The organism is Micromonospora sp. NPDC000089 (assembly GCF_042899365.1).
Lineage (GTDB): Bacteria > Actinomycetota > Actinomycetes > Mycobacteriales > Micromonosporaceae > Micromonospora.
In genome coordinates this window covers 1-2,740 of sequence record NZ_JBIAZT010000033.1, presented here as the reverse complement: position 1 = coordinate 2,740, position 2,740 = coordinate 1, and the positions used below count along the sequence as shown (strand labels likewise).

The 2,740-nt window shown below is 70.3% G+C and carries 1 protein-coding gene; it reads left to right on the top strand.

The annotated features are described in order from the left end of the window. Positions 1-12: 12 nt before the first annotated feature. Positions 13-2,740 (top strand): AMP-binding protein (locus ACFY3U_RS27780; RefSeq protein WP_387206939.1); only part of this gene is annotated, 2,728 nt, incomplete at its 3' end.

The following is a 2,740-nucleotide window of genomic DNA, read 5'->3' as shown; positions in this document are numbered from 1 at the left end:
GAGCACCAGGACGTGCCGTTCGAACGGGTCGTCGAGGCGGTCAACCCGCCACGCTCGGCGGGTCGCAACCCTCTGTTCCAGATCATGCAGCAGGTGAACCTGGACGGCCCGGCGACGCCGCAGTTGCCCGGCCTCGAAACCGAGGAATTCGCCGCTAACCTCGAAGCCGCGCGCTTCGACATCGCGATCATGTTGCAGGCCAGCCGCGCGGCCGACCAGCGGCCGGGGCCGATCGAGGCGATCATCCGGTTCGCGGTCGATCTGTTCGATGCGGCGACCGTGCGCCGGTTGTTCGCCCGGATGGTGCGTCTGCTCGAGTCGGTGGTGGCGGATCCCGGCCAGTCGCTCAACGCGATCGAACTGCTCGACGCCGAGGAACGCGCCCGGCTGCTGCGCCAGGGCGACGGTCGCGAACTGGTCTCGGACCCCGTCGTTGCACTCACCCTGCCGCAGGCATTCGGTCGACAGGTCGCCCGGACGCCGTCCGCCGTGGCGGTGCACTGCGGCGGGAATTCCCTGACATACCGCGAACTTGACGAGCGGGCCAACCGGCTGGCGCACCAGCTCATCGAGGCGGGGGCTGGGCCAGGTCGCCCGGTGGCCACGGTCCTGGACCCCTCGGTCGAGTTCGTGGTGTCGATGCTCGCGGTGCTCAAGTCGGGCTCCTACTGTGTGCCGTTGCGGCCGGCGCTGGCACCGGACCGCCTGCGACTGGTGCTCGACAGGTACGGCGTCCAGGTGCTGCTCACCGCCCGGACCACGAACTCCGGCGCGCTGCCCGACTGCGGCACCGTGGTGTGGGCCGACGATGTTGACCCCGCCCGGCCCGGCACCGATCCGGTTGTCGCCGGGCGACACACCGACCCCGCCCTCGCGGCCGTTGGCACGACAGCGGGACCCGTCGGCCTCGCGGTCACCCACCAAGGTGTCCTCGATCAGCTCAACGACTCCCTCATCACTCCGCAGGACCTGCAGCGAGTGCTGATCGTGGCACCGTACGGGCTTGACCCGTCCGCGCCCGGGCTGTGGTTTCCGCTGACCCGTGGCGGGACGGTGGTCATCGCGGACGAGGACGATCTGAGTGCTGAGCAGGTCGGCTGGCTCGTCGAGGACGAGCACGTCACCGCCGTGGACGTGCCCGCAGGCCTGTTCGCTGTCCTGGCCGAGGAGCGGCCGGCGGCACTGGCGAGCGTCCGCGAGGTCACGGTACGCGGGCGGGTGCCGTCGTCCGATGCGGTCCGCCGGATCCTCCGGCACTGTCCGGGGATCCGCGTCCGCACCGGCTACGGGCCGGCCGAGATGTCCCTGCTCGCCGCCTCCGCCTCCTGGGGCCAGGCAAGCGAGGTGCCGGACCGGTTGCCGATTGGTCGACCCTGCGACGGCATATCGGCGTACGTTCTCGACGAGAACCTCGCGCTGTCGGCCGACGGTGTGGTGGGTGAGCTGTGCCTGACCGGCCGACGGATGCCGCGCGACGGTCTTGTCGGCGCGGACCCTCAGTCGGACCGGTTCGTGACGAATCCATTCGACCCGACCGGCGCGCGGCTGTACCGGACCGGGGACCGCGTCCGCTGGAACCCCGACGGACAACTTGACTGGGGCGCGGCTCCGCACCTGGTCGCGGAGATCCGCGGACACCGGTTCGAGCTAGCTGAGATCGAGATCGCCCTAGCCAGCCACCCGGGGATCGCCGAGGCTGCGGTCCTCGTTCGGCAGGACGCGCCGGGCGCACGGCGGTTGGTGGCGTACGTCGTCCCGCACGACGAGCTGGACGTGGCCGAACTCGACGAGTACGCCCGGTGGCTGCTACCCGCCTACCAGGTCCCGGACGACCTCGTCGTGCTGGACCAGCTGCCGCGCCACACCGACGGCAGGTTCAACGAGGCGGCGTTGTCCGCGCCGGTACGCACCAGCAACACCGCTCCCGACCGCGGGCAGGCGAGCGCGCAGGAGGAGATCCTGTGCGGTCTGTTCGCCGAGGTGCTCGGCGTGGACATGGTGGGGGTGGACGACAACTTCTTCGATCTGGGTGGGCACTCGCTGTTGGCCACTCAGCTGGTTTCGCTGATCAGGTCGGCATTCCGGGCCGAGGTGGCGGTGCGTGCGGTGTTCGAGGCGGCCACGCCGGCCGGGTTGGCACGGCGGTTGGACACCGCCGGGCGGGGCCGTACCGCGTTGAGCGCCATGCCGCGCCCGGAGCAGGTGCCGATGTCGTACGCGCAGCAGCGGTTGTGGTTCCTCAACCAGCTCGAAGGTCCCAGCGCCACCTACAACCTGCCGTTCATCTACCGGCTGACCGGACGGCTGGACGTAGACGCTTTCCAGCTCGCCGTCGACGACGTGGTGGCCCGCCACGAGATCCTTCGGACCCTGCTGCGGGAGGTCGACGGCCAACCGGTGCAGGTGGTGATGCCGGCCGCCGCCCAGCCGGTGCATCGCAGCCGGTGCACCGAGCAGGACGTTCCCGAGATGCTGCAACGCGCGGTCGAGTACGTGTTCGACCTGGCGACCGAGAACGCGATGCGGGTCGACCTCATCTCGGTGGACGGCACCGACGATTACGTCCTGATGGTCCTGTTCCACCACAGCGTCAGCGACGGAATCTCCGCGCGACCGTTCGGCGCGGATCTGTCTGTGGCGTATCGGGCGCGGGTGGCGGGGCGGGTTCCGCAGTGGGCGCCGTTGCCGTTGCAGTACGCGGACTATGCGTTGTGGCAGCGGTCGACGTTGGGTGCTGAGG